Annotated in this window: 30 protein-coding genes; 4 read left to right on the forward strand and 26 right to left on the reverse strand. The window is 67.7% G+C overall.

Translation table 11 applies throughout. The features are described from left to right. Window positions 1-7 precede the first annotated feature (7 nt). Window positions 8-1,375 carry an efflux transporter outer membrane subunit gene (locus tag AC07Q9_RS29240; RefSeq protein WP_495312704.1) on the forward strand — a complete coding sequence of 456 codons (1,368 nt, stop codon included), beginning with the start codon at window positions 8-10 and terminating at the stop codon, window positions 1,373-1,375. Here AC07Q9_RS29240 and AC07Q9_RS29245 read toward each other — a convergent pair. From AC07Q9_RS29245 to AC07Q9_RS29290, 10 genes are all read right to left on the reverse strand, one after another. Continuing rightward, window positions 1,356-2,756, reverse strand: a complete 1,401-nt coding sequence (locus AC07Q9_RS29245) for a sensor histidine kinase (protein ID WP_495312705.1) — start codon at window positions 2,754-2,756, stop codon at window positions 1,356-1,358. The genes AC07Q9_RS29240 and AC07Q9_RS29245 overlap by 20 nt on opposite strands. Next, a complete protein-coding gene (locus tag AC07Q9_RS29250) occupies window positions 2,753-3,451 on the reverse strand; it encodes a response regulator transcription factor (protein ID WP_495312706.1) in 699 nt (232 codons plus the stop codon). The genes AC07Q9_RS29245 and AC07Q9_RS29250 overlap by 4 nt, the downstream gene beginning before the upstream one ends. 50 nt (window positions 3,452-3,501) lie before the next feature. After that, on the reverse strand, window positions 3,502-3,861 hold the full coding sequence (locus tag AC07Q9_RS29255) for a hypothetical protein (RefSeq protein WP_495312707.1): 360 nt from the start codon (window positions 3,859-3,861) through the stop codon (window positions 3,502-3,504). A gap of 26 nt (window positions 3,862-3,887) precedes the next feature. Beyond that, window positions 3,888-4,379 (reverse strand): DUF4260 domain-containing protein, encoded by a 492-nt coding sequence (locus AC07Q9_RS29260; protein WP_495312708.1) that lies wholly within the window; start codon window positions 4,377-4,379, stop codon window positions 3,888-3,890. Next, entirely contained in the window at window positions 4,372-4,836 is a 465-nt protein-coding gene (locus AC07Q9_RS29265; protein ID WP_495312709.1) for a Spy/CpxP family protein refolding chaperone, read from the reverse strand. The genes AC07Q9_RS29260 and AC07Q9_RS29265 overlap by 8 nt, the downstream gene beginning before the upstream one ends. A gap of 83 nt (window positions 4,837-4,919) precedes the next feature. After that, the gene (locus AC07Q9_RS29270; RefSeq protein ID WP_062478905.1) at window positions 4,920-5,303 is read right to left on the reverse strand and encodes a hypothetical protein; all 384 of its coding nucleotides are present in this window, start codon (window positions 5,301-5,303) and stop codon (window positions 4,920-4,922) included. Window positions 5,304-5,471: 168 nt separating this feature from the next. Then, complete coding sequence (gene ptsP / locus AC07Q9_RS29275) at window positions 5,472-7,283, reverse strand: phosphoenolpyruvate--protein phosphotransferase (RefSeq protein WP_495312710.1); 1,812 nt, start codon at window positions 7,281-7,283, stop codon at window positions 5,472-5,474. Window positions 7,284-7,293: 10 nt separating this feature from the next. Beyond that, window positions 7,294-7,563 carry an HPr family phosphocarrier protein gene (locus AC07Q9_RS29280; RefSeq protein ID WP_062478901.1) on the reverse strand — a complete coding sequence of 90 codons (270 nt, stop codon included), beginning with the start codon at window positions 7,561-7,563 and terminating at the stop codon, window positions 7,294-7,296. Further along, complete coding sequence (locus AC07Q9_RS29285; RefSeq protein ID WP_062478898.1) at window positions 7,532-7,987, reverse strand: PTS sugar transporter subunit IIA; 456 nt, start codon at window positions 7,985-7,987, stop codon at window positions 7,532-7,534. Before AC07Q9_RS29285 ends, AC07Q9_RS29280 begins: the two co-directional genes overlap by 32 nt. Before the next feature lie 149 nt (window positions 7,988-8,136). Then, window positions 8,137-8,673, reverse strand: coding sequence for a hypothetical protein (locus AC07Q9_RS29290; RefSeq protein WP_492683100.1), 537 nt, complete (start codon window positions 8,671-8,673; stop codon window positions 8,137-8,139). A gap of 103 nt (window positions 8,674-8,776) precedes the next feature. Between AC07Q9_RS29290 and AC07Q9_RS29295 the strand changes: the two genes are divergently transcribed. Next, complete coding sequence (locus tag AC07Q9_RS29295; protein WP_495312711.1) at window positions 8,777-9,274, forward strand: TlpA disulfide reductase family protein; 498 nt, start codon at window positions 8,777-8,779, stop codon at window positions 9,272-9,274. 150 nt (window positions 9,275-9,424) lie between these two features. Here the strand turns inward: AC07Q9_RS29295 and AC07Q9_RS29300 are convergent, their stop codons facing one another. Beyond that, entirely contained in the window at window positions 9,425-9,871 is a 447-nt protein-coding gene (locus AC07Q9_RS29300; RefSeq protein WP_495312712.1) for a c-type cytochrome, read from the reverse strand. A 159-nt stretch (window positions 9,872-10,030) separates the two neighbouring features. On the opposite strand from AC07Q9_RS29300, the gene AC07Q9_RS29305 reads away from it, so the two are divergent. Together AC07Q9_RS29305 and AC07Q9_RS29310 are read left to right on the forward strand one after the other, a co-directional pair. After that, window positions 10,031-10,738: a cytochrome b/b6 domain-containing protein gene (locus AC07Q9_RS29305; RefSeq protein ID WP_495312713.1), complete on the forward strand. Its 708-nt coding sequence runs from the start codon at window positions 10,031-10,033 to the stop codon at window positions 10,736-10,738. Further along, a complete protein-coding gene (locus AC07Q9_RS29310) occupies window positions 10,735-11,325 on the forward strand; it encodes a GNAT family N-acetyltransferase (RefSeq protein WP_495312714.1) in 591 nt (196 codons plus the stop codon). The genes AC07Q9_RS29305 and AC07Q9_RS29310 overlap by 4 nt, the downstream gene beginning before the upstream one ends. Window positions 11,326-11,434: 109 nt before the next feature. On the opposite strand, the gene AC07Q9_RS29315 is transcribed toward AC07Q9_RS29310, so the two are convergent. From AC07Q9_RS29315 to AC07Q9_RS29385, 15 genes are all read right to left on the reverse strand, one after another. After that, on the reverse strand, window positions 11,435-11,941 hold the full coding sequence (locus tag AC07Q9_RS29315; RefSeq protein WP_070061892.1) for a peroxiredoxin: 507 nt from the start codon (window positions 11,939-11,941) through the stop codon (window positions 11,435-11,437). 83 nt (window positions 11,942-12,024) lie between these two features. Continuing rightward, window positions 12,025-12,294, reverse strand: a complete 270-nt coding sequence (rpsQ, locus tag AC07Q9_RS29320; protein WP_056576548.1) for a 30S ribosomal protein S17 — start codon at window positions 12,292-12,294, stop codon at window positions 12,025-12,027. 9 nt (window positions 12,295-12,303) lie between these two features. Further along, window positions 12,304-12,513 carry a 50S ribosomal protein L29 gene (rpmC, locus tag AC07Q9_RS29325; RefSeq protein WP_056577224.1) on the reverse strand — a complete coding sequence of 70 codons (210 nt, stop codon included), beginning with the start codon at window positions 12,511-12,513 and terminating at the stop codon, window positions 12,304-12,306. Between the two features lie 55 nt (window positions 12,514-12,568). Continuing rightward, window positions 12,569-12,985: a 50S ribosomal protein L16 gene (gene rplP / locus AC07Q9_RS29330; RefSeq protein WP_007838137.1), complete on the reverse strand. Its 417-nt coding sequence runs from the start codon at window positions 12,983-12,985 to the stop codon at window positions 12,569-12,571. A gap of 52 nt (window positions 12,986-13,037) precedes the next feature. Further along, window positions 13,038-13,949, reverse strand: coding sequence for a 30S ribosomal protein S3 (gene rpsC / locus AC07Q9_RS29335; RefSeq protein ID WP_056576551.1), 912 nt, complete (start codon window positions 13,947-13,949; stop codon window positions 13,038-13,040). A 17-nt stretch (window positions 13,950-13,966) separates the two neighbouring features. Further along, complete coding sequence (gene rplV, locus AC07Q9_RS29340; protein ID WP_007838134.1) at window positions 13,967-14,299, reverse strand: 50S ribosomal protein L22; 333 nt, start codon at window positions 14,297-14,299, stop codon at window positions 13,967-13,969. Window positions 14,300-14,308: 9 nt separating this feature from the next. Further along, the gene (gene rpsS, locus AC07Q9_RS29345; protein ID WP_062478874.1) at window positions 14,309-14,587 is read right to left on the reverse strand and encodes a 30S ribosomal protein S19; all 279 of its coding nucleotides are present in this window, start codon (window positions 14,585-14,587) and stop codon (window positions 14,309-14,311) included. A 10-nt stretch (window positions 14,588-14,597) separates the two neighbouring features. Then, the gene (gene rplB, locus AC07Q9_RS29350) at window positions 14,598-15,422 is read right to left on the reverse strand and encodes a 50S ribosomal protein L2 (protein ID WP_056576555.1); all 825 of its coding nucleotides are present in this window, start codon (window positions 15,420-15,422) and stop codon (window positions 14,598-14,600) included. A 2-nt stretch (window positions 15,423-15,424) separates the two neighbouring features. Next, entirely contained in the window at window positions 15,425-15,760 is a 336-nt protein-coding gene (gene rplW, locus AC07Q9_RS29355) for a 50S ribosomal protein L23 (protein WP_056576559.1), read from the reverse strand. After that, complete coding sequence (gene rplD / locus AC07Q9_RS29360) at window positions 15,757-16,377, reverse strand: 50S ribosomal protein L4 (RefSeq protein ID WP_013543942.1); 621 nt, start codon at window positions 16,375-16,377, stop codon at window positions 15,757-15,759. The genes rplW and rplD overlap by 4 nt, the downstream gene beginning before the upstream one ends. After that, a complete protein-coding gene (rplC, locus tag AC07Q9_RS29365; protein WP_489061989.1) occupies window positions 16,377-17,057 on the reverse strand; it encodes a 50S ribosomal protein L3 in 681 nt (226 codons plus the stop codon). The genes rplD and rplC overlap by 1 nt, the downstream gene beginning before the upstream one ends. Before the next feature lie 236 nt (window positions 17,058-17,293). Beyond that, a complete protein-coding gene (locus AC07Q9_RS29370; RefSeq protein ID WP_495312715.1) occupies window positions 17,294-17,848 on the reverse strand; it encodes a hypothetical protein in 555 nt (184 codons plus the stop codon). 17 nt (window positions 17,849-17,865) lie between these two features. Further along, window positions 17,866-19,452 carry a hypothetical protein gene (locus AC07Q9_RS29375; RefSeq protein WP_495312716.1) on the reverse strand — a complete coding sequence of 529 codons (1,587 nt, stop codon included), beginning with the start codon at window positions 19,450-19,452 and terminating at the stop codon, window positions 17,866-17,868. A gap of 151 nt (window positions 19,453-19,603) precedes the next feature. Then, complete coding sequence (rpsJ, locus tag AC07Q9_RS29380) at window positions 19,604-19,918, reverse strand: 30S ribosomal protein S10 (RefSeq protein ID WP_007838118.1); 315 nt, start codon at window positions 19,916-19,918, stop codon at window positions 19,604-19,606. 21 nt (window positions 19,919-19,939) lie between these two features. Next, window positions 19,940-20,062, reverse strand: a 123-nt coding sequence (locus AC07Q9_RS29385) for an EF-Tu C-terminal domain-related protein (protein ID WP_455342413.1), incomplete at its 5' end; no start/stop codon positions are given.

Below are 20,062 nucleotides of genomic sequence, written 5' to 3' on the forward strand. Positions count from 1 at the left end.
GACTGCCATGACGCGCCTTTTCTTCTCTCCCGCCGCACTGGCCCTGGCGGCGCTGCTGCTCGCGGGCTGCGCGACGCCCTCCACCGATGCGCCTGCGCGTACACCGCCCGTCGCCGATCCGTGGTGGACGGGCTTCGGCACCACCGAGCTGCCGGCCTTCGTCGCCGCGGTCGATGCCGGCAACCCCGATGGCGATGCCGCCGAAGCGCGCCTGCGCCAGGCCGAGGCGCAGGAGCGCATCACCGGCGCCTCGGCCTGGCCCGCGCTGTCGGCGACCGCCGATGTGCAGCGCCAGGGCCGGCTCGGCGGCGATGCGAACGTGAGCGGCAACCGGCGTGCGCTCGGGCTCGATGCGCGCTACGAGGTCGACCTGTGGGGCCGCCTGCGCGCGCAGCGCGACAGCGCCGGCGCCTCGCGGCAGGCCAGCGCCTTCGACCGCGACGCGGTGCGGCTCGCACTGCGCGCAGGCGCGGGCGCGGCTTGGCTCGAAGCGCTGGGCGGGCGCGAGCGCACGGCCATCGCGCGTCGCAGCCTGGACGATGCCGAACGGCTGCTGCAGCTGGTCGAGGCCCGTGCGCGCGCGGGCGCGGCCTCGCCGCTCGAGCTTGCGCAGCAGCGCGGCATCGTCGCGTCGCAGCGGCGCACGGCCGCGACGCTGCACCAGCAGTCGCGCGCGGCGGACGTCCGCCTGGCGCGCTGGCTCGGACAGGCCGGCAGCGAAGTGCCGATCGCCGTCGCCAGCCTGCAGCAGCTCGCGCTGCCCGCGGTCGAAGCCAACCTGCCGGCCGACCTGCTGGCGCGCCGGCCCGACATCGCACGCGCCGAGGCCGCATTGGCCGCGGCCGATGCGGACGTGGCGGCGGCGCGCGCGGCGATGTTCCCGACACTCACGCTGAGTGCCGGCCTCGTGGCCGCGGGGCCGCGCTTCGGCACGCTGTTCGACCACCCGGTGTACAGCCTGGCCGCGGCGCTCGCGGCGCCGATCTTCGACGGCGGCCGGCGCGCCGCGGCGCGTGACCTGTCGGCTGCGCGGCGCGAGGAACTGCTCGCGAACTACCGCGCCGCCACGGTGGCCGCCTTCACCGACGCGCTGACCGCACTCGACGCCGTGGCCGCGCTCGACACGCAGCGGGCGGCACAAGACGAAGAGCTGGCGCAAGCCGAACGCGCGCGCACGCTCGCCGAATCGCGCTACCGCGCAGGCGCCGAAACATTGCTCACGCTGCTCGATGCGCAGCGCACGCTGTTCGCCGCACAGGATGCACGCGCCCAGTTGCTGCAGGCGCGCTTGCAAGCCAGCATGGCGCTGTACCACGCGCTCGGCGGCGGATGGTCCGCCGAAGCCACCACGCGCCTCAGCCGAACCGCACGCTGATCTGCAGGCCGGGGTGCGCGTTGCGCACCGTGAGCCGGCCGCCGTGGGCTTCGGCGATGAGCCGGCACAGGTACATGCCGAGGCCGACACCGCCCGTGGCGCGCGCCCGCGCGCCGTCGGTGCGATAGAAGGGCTCGGTCAGGCGTTCGAGCTGCGCGTCGTCCACGCCGGGACCGAAGTCGCGCACCTCCAGCTCGGCACCGCCGTCGGCCGGCGCGCGCAAGCTCACGGTCGGCGGCTGCGGTGCGCCGGCGCTGTAGCGCAGCGCGTTGTCCAGCAGGTTGCGCACCATCAGGCGCACGCGCATGCGGTCGACGGGCTGCGGCGCCAGGCCGTCCGCGAGGTCGAGCCGCACCGCCTGCGCGCCGGGCATCTCCGCCACGATCTCGCGCACCAGCGCGGCCAGGTCGACCGGCTCGCGTTGCAACGCGGCATGCGGGCTCGCGAGGCGTTCGCTCTCGAGCAGGTCGCTGATCAGGTCGCGCATCTCGTTGAGGTCGCGCAACAGCGCCTCGCGCTCGGCCTCGCCTTCGGGCGTGGCGGGCAGCAGCTCGGCGTTGAGCCGGGCCCGCGTGAGCGGCGAGCGCAGCTCGTGGCTCAGCGCCAGCAGCAGGCCGCGCTTGGCGTCGAGCATGGCCTGGATGTCGCTGGCCATGGTGTTGACGCGCTGCGCGAGGTCGCCCAGGTCGTCGTTGCGGCGGATCGGAATGGGCTGCGTGAACTCGCCGCGGCCGAAGCGCTGCGCGCCCTCGCGGATGTCGATCAGCGGACGCAGCAGCCGGCTCACCAGTGCGTAGGCCACCACCACGAGCAGCAGCAGCACGCACAGCGTGGTCCAGCCCGCCGCGCGCGGCGCGAGCTGCCACAGCCGGGGCGCCCAGCCGAAGATGACCTTGTGCCCGTCGGCCGTGGGACGCACGAACCAGCGCTCGGTGGAGAACATCGACTCCTCGCGGTCGCGGTCGTAGAACCAGCCGCCGCGCGCGTGCATGTCGTTGCCGGGGTTCGACTCCCAGTTCACGCTGGGCCCGGTGATGCGGATGGTGATCGGCAGCCGGTCGACCAGCGCCTGCGCGCGCACCGTGTCGGGCGGCGTGCCGAGTTCGGCGACGAGGCGGTCGGCGTAGTCCATCAGCATCGGCTGCGCGGCCTCGGCCCAGGTGCTGGAGAACGACCGCTTCATGCCGCCCACGAACACCGCCGCCATCACGAGCGCGAGCACCACGAACATCATCACGATCCGCACGCGCACCGAGCTGCGCCAGCGCTGCTGCATGTGCGCGTGCATGCGCGCGTGCCAGTGCCGGCGGCGCTCCTTGCCGGGGCACAGGCCTTCGTTGTCGGCGGGCACGGCGCCTGCGCGCCTGCGGGGAAATCTCATGAAGACGGCTCGCCCGGCGCCACGGCCAGCGCGTAGCCGGCGTTGCGCAGCGTCTTGATGCAGTCGAGCGGCTCGAGCTTCTTGCGCAGCCGGCTCACCACGATGTCGACCGCGCGCGTGAAGAGCTCGGCCTCGTGGCCGCGCAGCCGGTTGAGGATGTCGTCGCGGCTGAACACCTTGCCGGGCTCGCCGGCCAGCAGCGCGAGCAGGTCGAACTCGGTGCCGGTGAGTTCCACGCGCTCGCCGTGGCGCAGCACCTGGCGCCGGTCGAGGTCGATCGAGAGGCCGTCGAACACGCGCAGCTGGGCATTGGCGGCGGCTGTCGCCGGCGCGCTGCGCTGGCGGCGCAGGATGGTCTGCACGCGCGCCACGAGTTCGCGCGGCTCGAAGGGCTTGGGCACGTAGTCGTCGGCACCGAGTTCGAGGCCGACCACGCGGTCCATGACCTCGCCGCGCGCGGTGAGCATCACGATGGGGATGTCGCTTTCCTTGCGGATCTCGCGGCACAGTTCGAAGCCGTCCATCTCGGGCAGCATGACGTCGAGGATGGCCGCGTCGTAGTGCCCCGCGCGCAGCTTGGCGATGCCCTCGCTCGGGCGCTTGGCGCTGTCGAGCGTGCAGCCGAAGCGTGCGAAGTAGGTGGTCAGCGGCGCGGCGAGGTGTTCGTCGTCGTCGATCAGCAGGATGCGCGGCATGGCGGGATTGTGCCTCCTGGCAAAGAGAGCGCGAATGGCAAGGCTTGCAATCAATCCGGCCGGCATCGCACCGTCCAGACCAGGCCGGCGCTGAGGCCGGCGAGCAAGAGCACGTGGTAGACCACGTCGGGCACCGTGCGCGGGCCGATGCCCGCGACGATGGTGCCAAGGCCGACCAGCGTGCCCAGCAGGGCAAAGCCCTGTCCGGCGATCGCCGCCGTGCGGGCATGCGCGGGGCGGCGCCAGGTTTCGAGCGCCGCGAGCACCAGCACGGTGGCGATCACGGCCTCGGCGGTGCGCGCCTGCGGATGCGCGTGGCCGGCCACGAGCCAGCCGCCGTGCACCGCCGACGCGACGGCGAGCGTGAGCGCCTCGCCCAGCATCACGGTGCGCGCGAGCGCAGGGCGCATCAGGGGACGCGAACGGGCCACGGCACTCACCACGGATCGGCGCGGCCGATGCGGCCGAGGTGGGTGGACGCAAAACCGGTCGCGTACTTCAGGCCGAAGCCCAGTGCATGGTCGAGCCCGACGCGGGCCAGCCAGATCAGGCCGCCGGCCACCGCCCACGGCTGCGCCGCGAACACGCCCAGCGCCAGCAGCAGCACCGGCCCGATCAGCGCATGCGCTGCGTTGTACAGCGCCGCGCCGACGCGCGGCCCCGCGAGGTAGCCGAGCAGCGAGAGGTCGGGCGCGAACAGCCAGAGCGCGAACACGCCCCAGCCCATGCCGAACTGGGCATAGCCGACCAGCGCCACCGCGAGCACCACCGCGCCTTCGAAGCGCAGCACGGTGCGCACGCCGTCCATGGCCGGTGCTTCGGGTTCGCGGGACACCACGGAGGCGACGTGCGGCTGCGGCGCCCGCAGAGCGGGTCGATGCAGCGACACGAAGCGCGCCCAGCCCGGGGGCGAGCCGATTTCAGCCATGGCGCGACCAGCGGCGGCCGCCGCGCTCCATGAAGTCACGCACCTTCTGTTGCTGGGCGGGATTCAGGTGGTCGAAGAAGTCGGCCGCGGCGGCGATGACCTCGGGGCTGCCGGTGCGCACCACGGCGGTCTTCTCTTCGATCAGGCGCGCGGCGCCGGACTGGTCGAGCGTGTTGCCCGCGAACAGCGCCTTGAACTGCGAGCGCGGATCGCCCGAGCCGCCCGCTCCGCGCATCGCCTGGCGCTGCGCCTGCAGCTTCTCGGCCAGCACGGTGAGCTTCTGCTTCTGTGCGGCGTCGAGTTCGAGCTTGCTGCCGACACGCTCGACCATCTTGGCGCGGAACTCGGCGCTGTCGCCGCCCCAGCCGTGGCGGTTGCCGGCACAGCCGGCGATGCTGCCGGCGACGACGGCCAGGCCGGCGAATCCGAACAGGGTGCGTTTGATCCAGTGCTTCATGGGGGTGCTCCTTCATGCGCCCCTGCGCGGGGCTGCTTCAGTGATGAACGTGGCGACGGCGGCGATCCGTGCGCCGCAGTGGCTCAGAGGCGGTTGCCGCTGTCGCGCGCGGCGGCGGCACGCGCGTCGACGGGGTTCTGCATCGTCGAGATGACCTTGCTGTTCACGCGCGAGCCGGAGGTCACGTTCTGGTCGGGGGCGGCGGCGGTGCGCACGGCTTCGGCGATGACGCGGGCACGGTCGGTCGACACGGCCACGGTCTCGGGGCCGCGCGAACCCCGCACGACGTTCTGGTCGGGGGCGGCGGCGGCACGCACGGCTTCGGCGTTGACATCGGCGCGGCTCATGGCCGACACGGGCGCGTGGACGCCCTCGTAACTTTCAGCCTTGGCGCCGGCGGCGGCGAGCATGGCGAAGGAACCGACAGCGACGAGCTGCGCGAGGGAGAAGGACGACTTGACGATCATGATGCAGGCCTTTCTTTCAGGGGTTGGAAGAGGAGACCTGATGGTGCGCGTCGATGCCCGGAGAGTCCTTTCACCCCCGTATCGCCGTATTTCGGTTTGTTTCGTCCGGCCCGCAACCCACCGTTTTCACGGTGCATCACGAAGACAAAGGTATGCGAAAGCGCGGGCTCAGCCCGCGAGCGCCGCGGCGGGATCGTCCGCGTCGAGCACGCCCCGCGCCCAGGGCTCGAGCTTGCCCGTGTCGGCGCGCAGCACTTCCTGCTTCACGGCGAGGATGCGCGACGGGTGCATCGAGAAGCTGCGCAGGCCCAGGCCCAGCAGCAGGCGCGTGAAGGCGACGTCGCCCGCCATCTCGCCGCACACCGACACGCCCTTGCCCTGGCGACGGCACTCGGTGATGGTGTCGGCCACGAGCTTGAGCACCGCGGGGTGCGCGGGGTCGTACAGGTGGGCGACGGCTTCGTCGGCGCGGTCGATGGCCAGCGTGTACTGGATCAGGTCGTTGGTGCCGATCGACAGGAAGTCGAAGTGCTTGAGGAAAGTCTTGAGCGTGAGCGCGGCGGCCGGGATCTCGATCATGGCGCCGAGCTTGACCGGGCCGTACACCGCGCCGCGGTTGTCGAGTTCGGCGCGCGCGAAGTCGATGAGCGACAGCGTCTGGCGGATCTCGCTGGCGTGCGCGAGCATCGGAATGAGCAGGTGGATCTCACCGTGCGCCGCCGCGCGCAGGATGGCGCGCAGCTGCGTGAGGAACATCGCCGGATCGGCCAGGCTCCAGCGGATGGCGCGCAGGCCCAGCGCGGGGTTCAGGTGCTCCTGCTTGCTGGCCGACTTGCCGTCCAGCGGCTTGTCGGCGCCCACGTCGATGGTGCGGATGGTGACGGGCATGCCCTGCATGCCCTCGACCGCGCGCTTGTAGGCCTGGTACTGCTCTTCTTCGTCGGGCAGGCGCGTCTGGCGCGCCGAGTTCTCGCGGCCCATGAAGAGGAATTCGCTGCGGAACAGGCCCACGCCCACGGCGCCGGCCTTGACGGCACCCAGGGTGTCTTCGGGCATCTCGATGTTGGCCAGCAGCTCGACGCGCTGGCCGTCGAGCGTGACGGCGGGCTTGTGGCGCAGCCGCGCGAGCCGGCCGCGTTCGAGGTCGCCCTGGCGCTGCTTGAAGCCGTACTCGGCCAGGATGATCGGCGACGGGTCGACGATCATCACGCCGGCCTCGCCATCGATGATGACCCAGTCGTCCTGGCGCACCAGCTGGCTCGCGGAGCGCGCGCCGACGATGGCCGGGATGTCCATGCTGCGCGCCACGATGGCGGTGTGCGAGGTGCGCCCGCCCACGTCGGTCACGAAGCCCGCGAACACGCTCTTCTTGAACTGCAGCATGTCGGCCGGCGAGAGGTCGTGCGCGATGAGCACCAGCGGCGCGTCGAAGCCGTCGCCCGCGGTGGGGTCGTCGTCTTCGTCGTCGTGGTCGTGATGGGCGGCAGCGCGCTTGCGCCGCGGCGGGCTCGGCGCGAGCACGGCGGCCGTGCCCTTCATGCGATGCAGCATGCGCTCGACCACCTGTTCGAGGTCGGCCTTGCGCTCGCGCAGGTACGGGTCCTCCATCTCGTCGAACTGGCGCGCGATGATTTCGAGCTGCGTGGTCAGCGCCCATTCGGCGTTGTACAGCCGCTCGCTGATCCAGTGCTTCACGCCGCCGCTGAGCACGTCGTCCTGCAGCAGCATCTGGTGCACTTCGAGCAGCGCCGCGAGCTCGTGCGGCGCGTCGTTGGGGCCCATCTGCGCCACGCTGGCCTGCAGCTTGGTGAGCTCGTCGGCCACCGCGTTGCGCGCGGTGCGCACGCGGTCGATCTCGCTCTCGATCTCGTCGGGCTTGATGAAGTAGTGCGCCACGTCGATGCGGCTGGACACCACCAGCACCGCGCGGCCGATGGCAATGCCACGGGCGACTGGGAGGCCGTGGACTGCGAAGGTCATGCGCGGGTCCTTATTCGCCTTCGCCGAACTTGTCGTCCATCAGTTGGACGATGGCGTTCATGGCTTCGTCTTCCTGCGGGCCGTTGGTCTCGAGCTCGACGGTCACGCCGAGGCCGGCGGCCAGCATCATGACGCCCATGATGCTCTTGGCATTGATGCGGCGGTCGCCGCGCGACAGCCACACCTCGCAGGGGAAGCTGCCCGCGAGCTTGGTCAGCTTGGCCGACGCGCGTGCGTGCAGGCCCAGCTTATTGCTGATGGTCACGGATTTCTTGATCACTGTGCTTTCTTTTCGCCTGGTTCTGGGGAGCCGCCACCGCCACCTGCATCACGCCGGCGGTGCCGCCCGCGAGGGCCCGCTGCACCAGGGTGTCGAGCGGTTCGTGGCGGTAGGTGACGGCGCGCAGCAGCATCGGCAGGTTGACACCGGCCACGAGCCGCGAGCGCACGCCGTCCACCAGCTTCTGCGCCACGTTGCAGGGCGTGGCGCCGAACACGTCGGCCAGCACCAGCACCTGCGAGCGCGGAGCATGCAACTGCTGCGCGAGCGTGATGCGCGCGGCGGCCAGCGTTTCTTCGGGCGACACGTTGGGCAGCACGTCGAGCGCCACGACCGCCTGTTCGCAGTCGGGGAACACATGCAGCGCGCACTGCCGCAGCGCCTGTGCGAACGGAGAGTGGGCAATGATGAGGATGCTGTTCATGCGGCTCGGAGGACGACGCGTCGATTATGCGGGGGCGCCCAGAGGAAGTAGAGACATGGATGGAGGACACAACGCGCCAGCCGGGGAAGGCGGCCATTGGCGCCACGGCAACAGCTACAAAAACGATAGCTGCGCCTCACGGCCCGGGCTCAGGGCAGGCGCAGGCCCTCGAAGAAAGTCCTGGCCGCCTCGGGCGACGACGGACGACCGAGCACGGTGGCCTGGTAGAGCGACACGGTGCCGTCTTTCTGCGACTGGGCGAACCAGAGCACCTGGACCGGCGCCACGCCCTGCTGCGCCGACTGCCCGTCGAGCCGCACCGGCGCGGGCACGGCGGTGGCACGCGGCAAGGTGGCCGGCGCCTCGATCACCTGCGCCACGCCCAGCTGGCCGCGCGTGGCCGTGCGCCAGGCCGTGAGCCAGGCCTCGGCCTGCGCCGGGCTGGTGGCGGCGGCATGGGCCACGGCGAAGGTCGCGCCGCCGGCTTCGCAGCCGGTCATGTCGACCTGCACCGACTCGGCGCCCAGCGGCAGCGCGCGCTGGGCGCGGTCGGCCTTGCAGGGCAACAGCGCGACCAGGCCGGCGTCGGCGATCGGCACTTCGCGCCAGTTGAAAGTGGGGCTGCAGGCGCCCAGCGCGGCGGCCAGGGCCAGCACGGGCCAGGAGGGGGAAGGAAGCGATGGCATCGGAGAATGATTATCGAGCGGCCTTCGGGAGGATGAAGGGCCTGCGCCGACGCGATCCGGCACGCGGAACTAAAATCGCCCCGCCTTTCTCTTTCAGGTGCCCATGAAAAAATACCTCGCTGCCGCCGCCGTCGTGATCGCCCTGGCCGCCGGCGTGGGCGTGTACCTCGGTTCGGGCAGCACCACCGCCCCGGCCTCGACCTTCGTGCTGCTCGACGGCACCACCAAGAGCACGGCCGACCTGAAGGGCAAGGTCACGCTGGTCAACTTCTGGGCCACGAGTTGCGTGACCTGCGTGGCCGAGATGCCCAAGGTGATCTCGACCTACGACAAGTACAAGGCCCAGGGCTACGACACGCTGGCGGTGGCCATGAGCTACGACCCGCCGAGCTACGTCGTCAACTTCGCCGAAACCCGCAAGCTGCCGTTCAAGGTGGCGATCGACAACACCGGCAGCGTGGCGCAGGCCTGGGGCGACGTGAAGCTCACGCCGACCACCTTCATCGTCAACAAGAAGGGCGAGATCGTGAAGCGCTATGTGGGCGAGCCCGACTTCGCCGAGCTGCACAAGCTGATCGAAAAACTCCTGGCGGAAGCTTGACTCGCCCCCAGGCTGCGCGCACTTCGTGTCGCTTCGCCACCCCCCTACCGGGGGCGATACCAGCGGCCCGGCAAAGCCGGTTCCGCGGTATCCCTGGAATGAAAAAGGCGCTCCTTGCGGAGCGCCTTTTTCATTGCGAAAGCCCGCGGCTTACTGGTTGCGGAAGCTGTCGTGGCAGGCCTTGCAGCTCGCGCCGGTCGGGCCGAACTGGGCCTTGAGCGCGTCGATGTTGCCGGCCTTGGCGGCGATGACGAGCTTGCCGGTCTCGGCGATCACCTTGTCCTGGTGTTCCTTGAACTTCGCGGCTTCCTTCCAGACTTCGGGCTTGGCCTTGCCGCCCTCAGTGCCGGCACCGAAGCCGGCCCAAGGCAGCTTGGCCATGTCGGCGACGATCTCGGCGTTGGCGGCAGCGGCGGCGGCGTCGTAGGACGCCCGGCCGTTGGCCATGGCGCCGAGGCGGCCGAAGTGCTGAGCCATCACGAACAGCGCGCTCTGGCGGTACTTGATGGCATCTTCGGGCTTGGCGAACTGTGCCGCGGCGGGCAGGGACATCGCAGCGCAGGCGGCTGCAAGGGCGAACGAAGCAAAACGGGTCATCGTGGGTCCTTGTGTGGGGTTTCGGCACCGTCGAACGCGGTGCTGCAGGCAGTGTAGGGGCTGCCCGTGTCGGGCGCATAGCAACAACCCGGTGGAAGGACCGGGCCGGACTTTGCTAATCTGCGCCTTCCGCAGCCTCGCGCCCCGGCGCCTTTTTCGATGACCGACACCCTCTCGGTGGCCCGCACACGCGTCTGGGACCTGCCGACCCGCCTCTTTCACTGGGCGCTCGCCTTCGCCGTGATCGGCCTGATCGTGACGGGCCTGAACGGCATCATGGAATGGCATTTCCGCCTCGGCTACACCGTGCTGGCGCTGCTGCTGTTCCGGCTGGTCTGGGGGGTCGTGGGCGGGCGCTGGTCGCGCTTCGCGGCCTTCATCTATGCGCCGGGTTCGGTCATCGCCTACCTGCGCGGCAAGTCGCACCCCGACCACCTGATCGGCCACACGCCACTGGGCGCGCTGTCGGTGTTCGCGGTGCTGGCGCTGTTGATCCTGCAGGTCGCCACCGGGCTGATGGCCGACGACGAGATTTCCGCCTCCGGGCCACTGACCCGCTTCGTGTCGGGCGCGATGGTGAGCCTGGCGACGGGCTGGCACAAGGCGCAGGGCAAGTGGATCGTGATCGCCCTCGTGAGCCTGCATGTGCTGGCGGTGCTGTTCTATGTGCTGGTCAAGCGGCACCGGCTGGTCGGGCCGATGCTGTCGGGCGACAAGCTGGTGATTGCGGGTACGGCCTCCAACGGGAACGGCAATGGCAACGGCGTGCCCCCGAGCCGCGACGATGCGGTATCGCGCACGCTGGCGCTGGTGCTGTTCGCGCTGTGCGCGGGCGTGGCGTTCTGGGTGGCGTCGTTGCGCGTATGAGCGGCTTTTCCGTCTCCCGCCCACTGCCGCTGTCGGACATGCCGGCCGTGGTGCTCCTCGTGCCCGACGAACCACATGAAGTCGACGCCGTGCGCGCCATCTTCCGCGACTATGCCGGCTCGCTGACCATCGACCTCGCGTTCCAGGATTTCGATGGCGAGCTGGCCGATCTGCCCGGCGAGTACGCCGAGCCGCGCGGCACCTTGCTGCTGGCGCTGGTCGATCCCGCCCATGTGAACGAAGACGCCGGCCGCGCCGCGCCCACGCTGAAGCGCGCCGACGGCACGCTCGCCCACGTGGCGGGCTGCTGCGCGCTGCGCCCGCTCGACACCACGGACTACGCGAACGCGGCGGAAATGAAACGTCTGTATGTGCGCCCCGGGTTCCGGGGGCTTGGGCTCGGCCGGCAGCTGGCCGAAGCCATCCTGGATGCCGCGCGCGGCGCAGGCTATGCCTGCGTGCTGCTCGACACCCTCGACGACATGGAGTCGGCGCGCGCCCTCTACGAAGACCTGGGCTTCGCGGAGGTGCCGCCCTACTATCACAACCCCGTGGCCGGGGCTCACTACCTCAAAGTAGAGTTGTAGGCTCGCCCCCAGGCTGCGCGCACTTCGTGTCGCTGCGCCAACCCCCTACCGGGGGCGGGCCGGCCGCTTCGGGCGGCCGTGCGCGGCGGCCCCCACGAAAGATCCGAGTTCAGCCGCGGGCTTGTGCGAGAAGCGTGTCGGCGTCGCTCACTTCGAACTTGCCCGGGCCTTCGACGTTCAGCGTCGCGACTTTGCCGTCCTTCACGAGCATCGAGTAACGATTGCTGCGCAGGCCCATGCCGCGGCCGGTCAGGTCGAGCGTGAGGCCGGTGGCTTTGGCGAAGTCGGCACTGCCGTCGGCCAGCATGCGCACCTTGGCGCCGGTCTTCTGGTCGCGCGCCCAGGCGCCCATCACGAACGCGTCGTTCACGCTCACGCACCAGATCTCGTCCACGCCGGCGGCCTTGAAGTCGTCGAAGTGCTGCACGTAGCCCGGCACGTGCTTGGCCGAGCAGGTGGGCGTGAAGGCGCCCGGCAGTGCGAACAGCGCGATGGTCTTGCCCGCCGTGGCCTTGGTCACGTCGACCGGGTTCGGGCCGATGCTGCAGCCCTCGCCCTCGACTTCGGAATATTCCTGCAGGGTGGCCGAAGGAAGGGTGTCGCCGACTTTGATCATGTAATTTGCTCCTGAAAAAGAAAAACGGCCCACATTGTGGGCCGTTTTCGGATGGGTTGCCTCGAGGGCGACCGGGTGCTTGATCAGACCAGGGCGGCCTTCTCGACCAGACGGGTCACAACCCAGTTCTTGGTCTTCGAGATCGGACGGCTTTCCGTGATCTCGATGGTGTCGCCCAGCTTGTACTCGCCCTTTTCGTCATGGGCGTGGTACTTGCTCGTCTTGGCCACGATCTTGCCGTAGAGCTCGTGCTTCACACGGCGCTCGACCAGCACGGTCACGGTCTTGGCACGCTTGTCGCTGACCACCTTGCCGATCAAGGTGCGCTTGAGGGATTTTTTAGCTTCCGTCATGTTCACTCCTTACTTGGCGGCTTGGGTCTCTTGCTCTTTCTGAGCAAGAATGGTCTTGGCGCGAGCGATGTCGCGACGCGTCACGCGCAGCGTCGTGGTGTTCGACAGCTGTTGCGTGGCTTTCTGCATGCGCAGGCCGAAGTGGGCCTTCTGCAGATCCTTGATTTCGGCTTGCAGGCCTGCGACGTCCTTCGTGCGCAGGGTTGCGGCCTTCGTCACCTTGGCCGAAGCCGCGGTTTCTTTCTTCTTACGTGTTGCCATGGGTGTTCTCCTCTCAGGCGCCGAGCTGGCGAGCGACGAACGTCGTACGCAGCGGAAGCTTGGCGGCGGCCAGGCGGAACGCTTCGCGGGCGAGTTCTTCGGGCACGCCGACGATCTCGAACACGATCTTGCCAGGCTGAATTTCAGCGACGTAGTACTCGGGGTTGCCCTTACCGTTACCCATCCGCACTTCAGCGGGCTTGGTAGAGATCGGCTTGTCCGGGAACACGCGGATCCAGATACGGCCACCGCGCTTCACGTGACGCGAAATCGCGCGACGAGCGGCTTCGATCTGGCGCGCCGTGAGGCGACCGCGGTCGGTGCATTTGAGACCGAAATCACCGAACGCAACCGAGTTACCCGTGGTTGCGATGCCGGTGTTGCGGCCCTTTTGTTCCTTGCGGAACTTTCTGCGTGCAGGTTGCAGCATGTTTTGTTACTCCGTGAGGGCCCCAGGCACTTGCGTGCCCGGGAGCGACCGATTACTCGGTCTTGGCACCGTCCGCTGCTGCAGCGGGCGCGGCTTTGCGGACGCGCTTAACGGCGGGTTTCGAGTCTGCACCGGCACCGCCGGTTGCTTCTGCGGGCTTGTCGCTGCCATCGGCCGGAGCGGTGTTGCCACCGATCGGACCACGGGCACCGGCACGGGGGCCGGGACCACGACGGTCGCCACCCGGACGGTCGCCAGGGCGACCATCACGGCGGGGACCACGCGGGCGGCGCTCTTCGTCCGGACGCGGCGTTTCGACGGCCGGCAGGTCGTTACGACCCAGCGTGTCGCCCTTGTAGACCCAGACCTTGACGCCGATGACGCCGTACGTGGTCTTGGCTTCCGAGGTGCCGTAGTCGATGTCGGCGCGCAGCGTGTGGAGGGGCACGCGACCTTCGCGGTACCACTCGCAACGAGCGATTTCGATGCCGTTCAGGCGGCCCGACGACATGATCTTGATGCCCAGGGCACCCAGACGCATGGCGTTTTGCATGGCGCGCTTCATGGCACGGCGGAACATGATCCGCTTTTCGAGCTGCTGCGTGATGCTGTCGGCAATCAGCTGCGCATCGATTTCAGGCTTGCGCACTTCTTCGATGTTGACTGCAACCGGCACGCCGAGCTGCTTGCCCAGTTCGCGCTTGAGGTTCTCGATGTCTTCGCCCTTCTTGCCGATCACGACGCCCGGACGAGCCGAGTAGATCGTGATGCGTGCGTTCTTGGCGGGACGCTCGATCATGACGCGCGACACCGAAGCGTTCTTCAGCTTCTTCTTCAGGTATTCGCGAACCTTGATGTCTTCGGCCAGCATGCCCGCGAAATCGCGGTCGCTTGCGTACCAACGGCTGGACCAGTTACGGGTGACCGCAAGGCGGAACCCGGTTGGGTGGATTTTCTGTCCCATATTTCTTCCAGGCCTTCTTAGTTGCCAACCGTCACGTACACATGGCACGTGGGCTTGCTGATGCGATTGCCGCGACCCTTGGCGCGCGCCGTGAAGCGCTTGAGCGTTGCACCTTGCTCGACGTAGATGGTCTTGACCTTCAGCTCGTCGATGTCGGCACCGTCGTTGTGCTCGGCGTTGGCAATTGCCGACTCGAGCACCTTCTTGATGATCACAGCGGCCTTCTTCTGCGTGAATTGCAGAACGTTGAGCGCTTGATCGACCTTCTTGCCGCGGATCAGGTCCGCGACCAAACGGCCCTTGTCGACCGACAGGCGGACACCGCGGAGGACTGCACGTGTTTCAGACATGGTCGTTCCTTACTTCTTCTGGACTTTTTTGTCCGCGGGGTGCCCCTTGAACGTGCGCGTGAGCGCAAATTCGCCGAGCTTGTGGCCGACCATCTGGTCGGTGATGTACACGGGCACGTGTTGCTTGCCGTTGTGCACAGCGATGGTCAGACCGATGAACTCGGGCAGAACCATCGAGCGGCGCGACCAGGTCTTGATCGGCTTCTTGTCCTTGTTCGTCACGGCCTTGTCGGCCTTGGCCACCAGGTGGTGGTCGACGAAAGGACCCTTTTTGAGAGAGCGAGTCATTGGCTATCCCTTACTTCTTGCGACGCGACACGATGAAGACCTGCGTGCGCTTGTTGTTACGGGTGCGATAGCCCTTGGTCAGGTTGCCCCACGGGTCGACAGGATGGCGGCCTTCGCCAGTCTTGCCTTCGCCACCACCGTGCGGGTGGTCGACCGGGTTCATCACCACGCCGCGAACGGTCGGGCGGATACCCATGTGACGCTTCACACCGGCCTTGCCGAGCTGGCGCAGGCTGTGTTCTTCGTTCGCCACTTCACCGATGGTCGCGCGGCATTCGATGTGAATGCGGCGGACTTCGCCCGAACGCATGCGGACCTGGGCGTAGACGCCTTCACGGGCCAGCAGCGTGGCCGAGGTACCGGCCGAACGAGCGATCTGCGCACCCTTGCCGGGTTGCAGCTCGATGCAGTGGATCGTCGAACCCACGGGGATGTTGCGGATCGGCAGGGTGTTGCCGGCGCGGATCGGGGCTTCGGCGCCCGACATCAGGGTTGCACCGGCTTCCAGACCGCGCGGGGCGATGATGTAGCGGCGCTCGCCGTCGGCGTAGCAGACCAGAGCGATGTGGGCGGTGCGGTTCGGGTCGTACTCGATGCGTTCGACCTTGGCCGGGATGCCGTCCTTGTTGCGCACGAAGTCGACAATGCGGTAGTGGTGCTTGGCACCACCGCCACGATGGCGGATCGTGATGTGACCGTTGTTGTTACGGCCGGCCTTCTGGAACTGGGGTTCCAGCAGGGCTGCGTGAGGCGCACCCTTGTGCAGGTGGTCACGCGAAATCTTCACCGCGCCGCGTTGGCCCGGCGAAGTGGGTTTCATCTTGATGACGGCCATGATTAAGCGCCTTCCCCGACGAGGTTGAGCTCTTGACCGGCCTTCAGCGTCACATAAGCCTTGCGAACGTTGTCGCGGCGGCCGATGGACTTGCCAAAGCGCTTGGTCTTGCCCTTGGTGTTGAGCACCGACACGCCCTGGACTTCGACCTTGAACATCAGTTCAACAGCGGCCTTGATCTCGGGCTTGGTGGCGTCTTGCAGCACCTTGAAAGTGACAGCGTTCGACTTCTCGCCGACCATCGTGGCCTTTTCGGACACGATCGGTGCGACCAGCACGTTCATGAGACGGCCTTCGTCGAACTTACGTTGTGCAGGGGTGGGGTTCACGCGGCTCATGCGAACATCTCCTTGAGCTTGTCGACGGCACCCTTGGTGACCAGCACCTTCTTGTAGTGAACCAGCGACACCGGATCGGCGTAACGGGGTTCGACCACGAGGATGTTGACCAGATTGCGCGAGGCAAGGTACAGGTTTTCGTCGACTTCTTCGGCGATCACGAGCACGGACTCGAGATTCATTGCCTTGAAACGGGCTGCCAGCGGCTTCGTCTTGGGCGAATCCACGGTCAGCGAATCGACCACGGCCAGACGACCTTCGCGAGCGAGCTGCGAGAAGATGGCGGCCATGCCGGCGCGGTACATCTTCTTGTTGATCTTCTGCGAGAAGTTTTCGTCAGGCATGTTCGGGAAAATACGACCGCCTCCGCGCCACAGGGGCGAGGACGTCATACCGGCACGGGCGCGGCCCGTTCCCTTTTGCTTGAAAGGCTTCTTGGTCGAGTGCTTGACCTGTTCGCGGTCCTTCTGGGCGCGCGTGCCTTGACGGGCGTTGGCCTGGAATGCAACGACGATCTGGTGAACCAGGTCTTCGTTGTAGTCACGGCCGAACACGGTCTCGGGGGCGTCGTACTTCGACGCGGCCTGGCCTTGTTCGTTCAGGAGTTCGAGTTGCATTACTTCGCTCCTTCAGCCGCTTGCGGCTTGGCCTTGATGGCGGGACGCACGGTGACGAAGCCACCCTTCGAACCCGGGATCGCGCCCTTGATGAGCAGCAGCTGACGTGCTTCGTCGATGCGGAACACGTCGAGGTTTTGCGTCGTGCGGGTGACGTCGCCGAGGTGGCCCGTCATGCGCTTGCCGGGGAACACGCGACCGGGGTCTTGTGCCATGCCGATCGAGCCGGGCACGTTGTGCGAACGGCTGTTACCGTGCGACGCGCGCTGCGAGCTCATGTTGTGACGCTTGATCGTGCCGGCGTAGCCCTTGCCGATGGTCGTGCCTTGCACGTCCACCTTCTGGCCCACGGAGAACACGCTGCTTGCCGCGATCACGCCGCCAGCCTTGTGCTGACCTGCGGTATCGGCGGTGACGCGGAATTCCTGGCTGATTTCACCAGCTTCGACACCTGCCTTGGCGAGGTGGCCGGCTTGGGGCTTGGTCACGCGCGATGCTTTGCGCGAACCGAACGTCACCTGCAGGGCGACGTAGCCATCGGTCTCTTGGGACTTGATCTGGGTCACACGGTTGTTGGACACATCCACCACCGTGACAGGAACTGCGTCCCCGTCATCGGTGAAGAGACGCATCATCCCCACCTTGCGGCCCAGCAACCCGAGGGAGTTGCTCAGACTCATTTGTTTTCTCCAAAAATGGAAGACTTCCTTCGCCGCTGCCACTTCAATTGGCGACAGCGTTTGGCTGGTTTCCCGGCCTGCGAGAGAAGGTTGATAAATCTCTGCCAAAACGGCGCCCGAACGGACGCAACAAGGGCAGAGCCAGAGATTATAGCCCGCAGTCGAACCGGGGCGCAAGTGGCCCTTTTCGGGCCGGATTCAGGGGGTTCCGGCCTCGTTTCGGCTGGCTTTCGGGCCTATTTCGCGGGCAGCGAGATGATGTTGTCGCCGCCTGGCAGCGACTTGATCTCGCCGCCGGCCTTCATGGCGGGCGCCGCCGCGCCGGTCTGGATCGGGATGGAAATGGCGCTGGTCCGGCCGCCCTGCGTGATGAACACGTTCAGGTAGGCCAGCCCCTCGCCCTGGCTGACCACCGTGACGGAAGCGTCGGAGCGCTGCCCCGGCGGCAGGCTCAGCGACGCGCTGCCGGACAGCGTCAGCCCCGCATCGACCGTCAACGCCACGCTGGCGCCCGCGGGATCGGTGACGCCGTCGAACTGGAGGACGACCACGGTCGGCTTGCCGGCCTGCGGCGCGCCGCCCAGCCGGTACTGCAGCTTGACGCCGGAGTCGTTGGGTTTTCTCGATGCGGTCACCCAGGGGGTGGCGGAGCCCTTCGGGCCTGCAGGTGACAACTTCGCGGTGGTGCGCGTCGGCGGCACCCCGTCGGCCAGGGCGCAGGCCGAGAGCGCGGACAGTGCAAGCCCCGCCGTCAGTGCGGCAGCCAGAGAGAGGCGAGTGTTCAGGATCATCGCGAGCCTTCCCTTCCTTATTGAACGAGCACGCTGAGGCACACCGGCGAAGCAGAGGAGCTCGTCATTGCGGCATCCCGCACCGCCAGAACGTACTCGCCCGCGCTCAGGCTGACCCGGCTGCCCGATCGAGCGATCTCTCCGCCCCGGAAGACGTCGAAGTCCGGCTGCACGGCGCCCCCGACCGTGACCTGGTAGTCCCGGTTCGCCAGCGCGGTGAAGCGAAGGTAGGCAATGTTGCCGAGCTTGTTGCCCGAGCCCGCCACGTTGGAAACACAGACGTTGTTGAGCATCGCACCAACAGTCAAGGCCCGGTACATCGGCAGCACGCCGGTCACGGTGGGCAACCCGCCATCGTTCGTTTCGCCCGCGCCGAAGGCATCGTTGGAGATGATGTTCTGCGCGCTCAACAGGCTGTTCAGCGCCGAGGCGTTGCCAGGCGACGTCGCATTGAACGCCGCGGCGAAGGCGTGGATCGACGTGACCGCCGCGCCGCTTCGGAACTGGAAGCCGGTCAAGGTGTCGTGGATGGGCTTGAAGCCAGCCTGCCGGTTGAGGTTCCACAGGATGGACTGGACTGACAGTTCGCGGAACCAGCCCGGATTGCTCGAAGGACCGGCCGACAGATCGAGCGGCTTGCCCCCGCCCTGCTGCCCGCCGGCAGTCGAATCCACATAGTTGCTTCGATTGAGGGCGATGCCCGACCACGCATTGCCCCAGCCCTCGGACAACGCGAGCCGGCGGTCGAGACGATCGGTCCCGTCATGCTCGCCGCCCATCGAATCGTCGCGGCTGAAGGCCGACTGGTAGTAGTGCCCCCACTCGTGCGCGATCACCGGCGCATCGAACTCGTCGGTGTCGACGTCTTCCTTGCCGAGCACATAGATCTGCCGGCCGCTGCTTCCGTTATTGAAGAAGAAGGTCGTGCCGATCTGCCCCGCCGCCAGGCTGCCGGCCGACGGCGCATTGTTGGCGCTCCAGAAGACCTTCAGCACAGGAAACGCCGAGGCCGGCGCCACCGACAGCACCTTCTGCATCGAGGTGTAGACCGTGTCGAGCACGGCGAACGGCGCCGCGACGCGCGTCCCGCTGTAGCCAGAGCCTCCCCAGCCGCTGTCCGCGCGCAGGTCGCGCGTCAGTGCCACGCTGCCCGATGAAAAGCTCGCCGACTGCATCGAATAGAGCGCGTCGCTGCGGGTGTTGTCGCGCACCGTGACATCCCAGGTCGCGCCCGGGCCGGTCCGCGTCAGCTGGGCCCGCACGCGCACGATGATGTTCGTGTTCGCCGGCACCGAAGCCGTGTAATTGCCACCGTCATCCGTAGTCGTCAACGCGAGCTGCGCCGATGTGGTGGCATCGAGCACTTCCACCGTGGCGCCGCGCACGGGCTTGGCCGTGGTGTCCGCGTACACAAGGGGGCCGTTGTTGTTCGGCACCGAGTCGTAGGTGGCCTTCCCGCTCAGGGCGACCGGGTTCAGCACGATCGGCAGGCCGATGGGGAACCCACCGCCGCCTCCGCCGCCACCGCCTCCCCCACCGCAACCTGCCAGCAATGCCGCGGCGACGCACGCCGCACCGAATGCAAAAGAGAACTTCTGGCTCATCACGTGTGCTGCCCTCATTTCAGCCCCGGCGCACTGCGTCCCGCAGGCCGGTGCGCGAGGATGCCACACTTGAGAAACAAACGTGAAGCACAAAAAAGCCCGCCGGCATTTCTGCGGGCGGGCTGTGCTCGGAATGCGACGCGAGGTCGAATTACTGCAGCTTGATCTCGACGTCGACGCCGGCCGGCAGGTCGAGCTTCATCAGCGCGTCCACGGTCTTGTCGGTGGGATCAACGATGTCCATCAGGCGCTGGTGCGTGCGGATTTCCAGCTGGTCGCGCGACGTCTTGTTGACGTGCGGCGAACGCAGGATGTCGAAACGCTTCATGCGGGTCGGCAGGGGCACGGGGCCCTTGACGATCGCGCCAGTGCGCTTGGCGGTGTCCACGATTTCAGCGGCCGACTGATCGATCAGCTTGTAGTCGAATGCCTTCAGGCGGATGCGGATCTTTTGCTTGGTAGCCATGGTGATTCCTTTGCTTCCAGCTTAGATGTCGAGGATCTTGGCCACGACGCCCGAACCCACGGTACGGCCGCCTTCACGGATGGCGAAGCGCAGGCCTTCTTCCATCGCGATCGGGTTGATCAGCTTGACGGTGATGCTGACGTT

The organism is Variovorax sp. GW821-FHT09A10 (genome assembly GCF_059418385.1).